Source organism: Phenylobacterium sp., assembly GCF_031412415.1.
In the GTDB taxonomy this organism is placed as follows: domain Bacteria; phylum Pseudomonadota; class Alphaproteobacteria; order Caulobacterales; family Caulobacteraceae; genus Phenylobacterium.
Map to the genome: position 1 here is coordinate 1 of NZ_JANOCX010000145.1, position 4,868 is coordinate 4,868.

The 4,868-nt window shown below is 67.7% G+C and carries 2 protein-coding genes and 1 pseudogene; 1 reads left to right on the forward strand and 2 read right to left on the reverse strand.

Annotated features, from left to right (window positions below):
• Positions 1–1,373: AMP-binding protein (locus RMO04_RS07000; protein ID WP_309644070.1), on the forward strand; the 1,373-nt coding region annotated here is incomplete at its 5' end.
• 13 nt (positions 1,374–1,386) lie between these two features.
• Here the strand turns inward: RMO04_RS07000 and RMO04_RS07005 are convergent.
• Positions 1,387–2,205, reverse strand: coding sequence for an SDR family NAD(P)-dependent oxidoreductase (locus RMO04_RS07005; RefSeq protein ID WP_309644071.1), 819 nt, complete (start codon positions 2,203–2,205; stop codon positions 1,387–1,389).
• Between the two features lie 187 nt (positions 2,206–2,392).
• A pseudogene (locus tag RMO04_RS07010) lies at positions 2,393–4,510 on the reverse strand (TonB-dependent receptor); the annotation flags it as partial.
• Positions 4,511–4,868: the final 358 nt, after the last annotated feature.

Sequence of the window (4,868 nt, forward strand, 5' to 3'; positions counted from 1 at the left end):
ACGGGCGGCTGGGCCACGTGATCGACAAGGTGAAGCCCGGCGTGGTGTTCGCCGAGGACAGCGCCGTCGCCGCCGGCGCCCTGGATCGCCTGGACCTGGGCGGGGCGGTTATCGTCACCACCGATCCGTCCAGGCTGGCGAAGCCCGCCACGGCCTATGCCGACGTCCTGGCCACGGCGCCCACGGCGGCGGTCGCGGCCTCGATCGCCGCGCTGAAGCCGCACGACCGCGCCGCGCTCATGCTGACCTCCGGCTCGACCGGCCTGCCCAAGGTCGTGCCCATCACCTTCGACAACCTCGCCGCCAACAGCGCCCAGTGCCAGCAGACCATCGGCGAGGCGGCCGGCTGGCATGACGTCATGCTGGACTGGTTGCCCTGGCACCACGCGGCCGGCGCCTTCGTCCTGCGCACGACCTTGCTGGAGGGCGGAACGCTCTACATCGATGACGGCAAGCCCGCGCCGGGACTGTTCGAGACCTCGATCCGCAACCTGCGTGAGATCTCCGTCAGCTATTTCAACAACGTGCCGCTGGGCTACACCATGCTGGTCGAGGCGCTGGAGAAGGACCCGGTGCTGCGCGCCACCTTCTTCAAGAAGATGCGGCTGATGCTGTACGGCGGCGCGGGCCTGTCCCAAGCCGTCCACGACCGCCTGCAGGCCGCGGCGGTCGCAGAGACCGGCTGCCGGATCATGATGACAAGCGGCTATGGCATGACCGAGACCGTCTCGGCTTTCATGGTCATCCACTTCGAGACCGACAAGGTGGGCATCGGCCTTCCCGCTCCTGGCACGACCCTGAAGCTCGCGCCCTCCGGCGATCGCTATGAGGTTCGGGCGCGCGGTCCGAACGTGACCCTGGGCTATCTGGACGAACCGGAAAAGACCGCCGCGGCCTTCGATGAGGAAGGCTTCTACCGCACCGGCGACCTGGCGGTGTTCCACGATCCCGCCGACCCGACCCGGGGCCTGGCCTTCGCCGGCCGCGCGGCCGAGGAGTTCAAGCTCTCCAGCGGGACCTGGGTCTATGGCGGCGCCCTACGCGACGGCCTGATCAAGGCGCTGTCGCCGCTGGTCCTGGACCTGGTGCTCTGCGACGACGGCCGGCCCTATCTGGGCCTGATGCTGTGGCCCACGACGGGCGCCGATCCGGCGGAAATCGCCCGTCGGCTGGCGGCCTTCAATCTCGACCAACGCGGCGGCGCGGCGCGCGTGAAGCGAGCCCTGCTGCTGAGCGACCCGCCCAGCGCCAACGCCCACGAGATCTCCGACAAGGGAACCATCAATCGCCGCGCCGTGATCGACCGCCGCGCCGCCGATGTGGAACGCCTGTTCGCCGAGCGGCCGGACGATGGGGTGATCTCGCTGGGCTAGTTGGCCGAACCGATCAGCCGCGCGGCTCGGCCATCGGCCGCCACTCGGACCCTGGCTTGGCGTAGTCGGCGCGGAACCAGCGGGGATAGCCGTGGATGGTCTGGCCGCCGTCCACCAGGATCTCGGCGCCCGTGATGAACCCCGCCTCCTCGCTGCAGAGGAACGCCACGAGCCGCGCGATATCCTCCGGCTGGCCAAGACGCCCCACCGGGGTCTCGGAGAGCACGTCGGCGCGGGTCGCCGGATCATCAAGCAGGGACTGGGTCATGGAGGTTTCGATGACCCCCGGCAGGATCAGGTTCACCCGGATGCGGTGGACGCCGAGTTCCGAGGCCATCGTCCGCGCCAGCATGGCGAGGCCCGCCTTCGACGCCGCATAGGCGCCCAGCAGATCGCAGACGTGGGACGCCGCCGTCGAGGCGTTGATGACGATGGCGCCGCCCCGTCCGGCCTTCGCCATCAATCTCGCCGCGCCCTGCGCCATCAGGAACCCGCCATTGAGGTTGACATCGACATGCCGCCGCCACTGCTCGAAGGTCATGTCGATCAGGGCGCCGTAGCGCCCATAGCCGGCGTTGATGAAGGCGGCCTTCAGCGGGCCAAACGCCTCGATGGCGGCGAACAGCGCGGCCGTCGCCTCGGGATCGGTCTGGTCGCAGGCATGGGCCAGGACCTCGGCGCCTGCCGCGCGCAAGGTCTCGGCGACCCTGTCCAAGTCCTCCCGACGCCGATCGGTCACCACGACCCGGACGCCGTCGCGGGCGAAACGCGCGGCCGTGGCGGCCCCGATATCGCCCGCCGCCCCGGTCACCAGAACTGTCCGGTCGCTCATTCAAAACTCTCCCGCGGTTTGGCGGGACGACCGCCCAAGCCGGCGGGTCGCCCCGCCGGCCATTGGGCCAAAATTCGTAGGTGAGATCGACCCCATACGTGCGGGGCGGGGCGTAGTAGTTCATCAGGTCGCCGAAGAAGGTCTGCGAGGCCACCGAGTAGAGAGTATCAGACATGTTCTTGCCCCAGACCGTGACCGCCCAGGGCGCCTCGGGCGGCTGCACGCGCAGGGAGGCGTCCCAAGTCCCGTAAGCCTTGCGCGAGATCGTGTTGGCCGGGGTCCAGAAGATCTTGCCTTCCCGCGTGTAGTTGGTCCGCAGGCTGAAGGCGTCCTCCCACGACCCGGCCCCGAACTCGAAGGACGCGCCGATGTCATACTTGGTCCTGGGCGAGCGCGGGATGCGGTTGCCCGAGAACACCACGCCGCTGCTGTCGACGAACTGATCGTACTTGGCGTCCAGCAGGGAGGCCGAGGCGAAAAGCTGCAAGCCGTCGGTCAGCGCGAAGATGGTCTCGGCCTCGATGCCCTTGATCTTGGCCGTACCGGCGTTGCTCGTCACCGTGCAGAGGCACTCGACCACGAGTTGCTGAACCTGCAGGTCCTTGTAGTCCATGCTGAAGGCCGCAACGTTCAGCCGCAGGCGACGGTCGAACAGGTCGGACTTCACGCCGATCTCGTAGTTGGTGACCTTCTCGGGATCATAGCTGATCCGGGCGCCCGCGGCCGTGGCGGGGATGTGGTCCCAGCCGCCGCCCTTGAAGCCCTTGGCCACGCTGCCATAGACCATGACCTGGTCGTTGGGGCGGTATTCGAGGATCGCCTGGGGCGTCAGGGCGTCCCACTTCTGGCCGTAGTTCACAGTGAAGGACTGACCGCCGGCCAGGGCCAGGGCGGCGACGCAGACCCCGTCGGGCAGGCCGCTGCCGGCGTCTTCCAGGCAGCTCGCGGTTCGGCGGCCGCGCTTGTCGTCCTTCGTGTAGCGGGCGCCTGCCGTCAGCTTCAGCTCATCGGTGATCTTGAAGCCGATCTGGCCGAAGATCGCCGAGGTCTTCAGCTTGGCGCGGTTGGCGTAGAGGAAGGTCCCGTCGAGGGCCGCGATCGCCGTGTTGGTCGTGGCGCGGTTGGAGTCGAAGCGCGTGACGTCGTCGCGTTGGTGATAGACGCCGACGATCCAGTCCAGCCGGCTTTCCGGCGTATCGGACACCAGCCGGACTTCCTGGCTGAAGGTCTCCGGACGCTCGGCGTAGGCGTAGTAGGTGTCGACCAGACCGGGCGGCGAGCCGATGCCGAGTTGGTTGTAACCCACGTCGCCCTTGGAGTTGCGGTAGCCGGTGATCGCCGTCAGTTTCGCGCCCGTGAAAGCGCCCCAGTCGATGCGCAGCGAGCCGCCGCGGCCGATGGTGCGAACATATTCCCGCTGCGGCGAGGTGGCCTCGCGAGGGCCGATGTTGTTGGCCTTGCGATAGACGCTGAGCACGCCGAGGCCGGCGGTGAAGGGGTCGTCCGTCAGCTCGCGAGCCTGGGCGCCATTGTTCTCCATCGAGCCGTAGTCGAGGGTCAGCAAGGCCTGGAGATCCGCGCCCTCCGACCGATAGAGCAGCTCCGCCCGCGCCTGGTAGGACTTCAGGTCGTCGATGTCGCTCTTCAGCACGATGTTGCGGCCGTAGCCGGAGCGGTTGCGAGTCTGGAAGGCGACCCGCGCGGCGAGGGAGTCCGTGAGCGGCCCGGTGACATAGCCGCCGGTCTTGATGGCGTCGTAGTTGCCCAGCGAGACCGTCGCGCGGCCGGAGTTCTCGAACTGAGGCTTGGCCGTGATGACGCTGATGGCGCCGCCCACCACGTTCTTGCCCAGCAGCACGCCTTGCGGACCCCGGATCACCTCGATCCGCTCCAGGTCGTAGAAATCGGTGAAGGCCGAGCCGTTTCGCGAGATGTACACCTCGTCGACGAAGACGCCGATCGAGGGTTCGGCCGAGGCGTCCACGATCCGCACGCTGGTGACGCCGCGGATGCTCAGTTCCTTCGCCAGGCCCGAGCCTTCCGTCATGCTGAACGAGGGTACGCTCGAGGCCAGCGAGCCGAGATCGAGGATCCGGCTCCGATCGAGCTGCTCGCTGGTCACGGCGCTGATGGCAGTAGGCACGTCCTGCAGTCGGCTTTCGCGACGGCCGGCGGTGACGATGACCTCCTCAAGCCCGACACCCTGGTCCGCCGGAGCCGGGCTCTGGGCCGCAGCGGGGAACGCCAGCATCGAGAGAGAGCCAAGGGCTGACGTCGCCAGCCAGATCATGGTGCGTTTGGTCATGGTGTTTCCCCTAATTCGGCCGCGGCCGTTTTTCTCGTCGCCGAGGTGGCTCCACCCACGTCGACTGACTTGCTTATATAGACCTTACCATTTCCGTCTCTTTTTGCAAGTCGCTAGGTCGAAGGTTTTCCGCGCTTGCCTTTTAGGACTTATCAGCGAACCCTATGGGGGTGGGCGCGAGAACACGGCCGCGTCAGAGGCGGAGCCAAATGCAGCAGACGATCGGGAACGGCGACACGGCCGCGGCAGGCGTCGGCGCGGCCTGGCCGAGCCCGGGCCGTGCATGGTTCACCGTCGTGGTTCTGGTGGCCGCCTACGCAACGGCCTTCGTGGACCGGCAGATCCTGACCCTGCTGGT

What these genes read in the sequence shown, in the direction of transcription:
- RMO04_RS07005 (WP_309644071.1), bottom strand. Translation starts at nt 2,205, where the DNA reads ATGAGCGACCGGACAGTTCTGGTGACCGGGGCGGCGGGCGATATCGGG.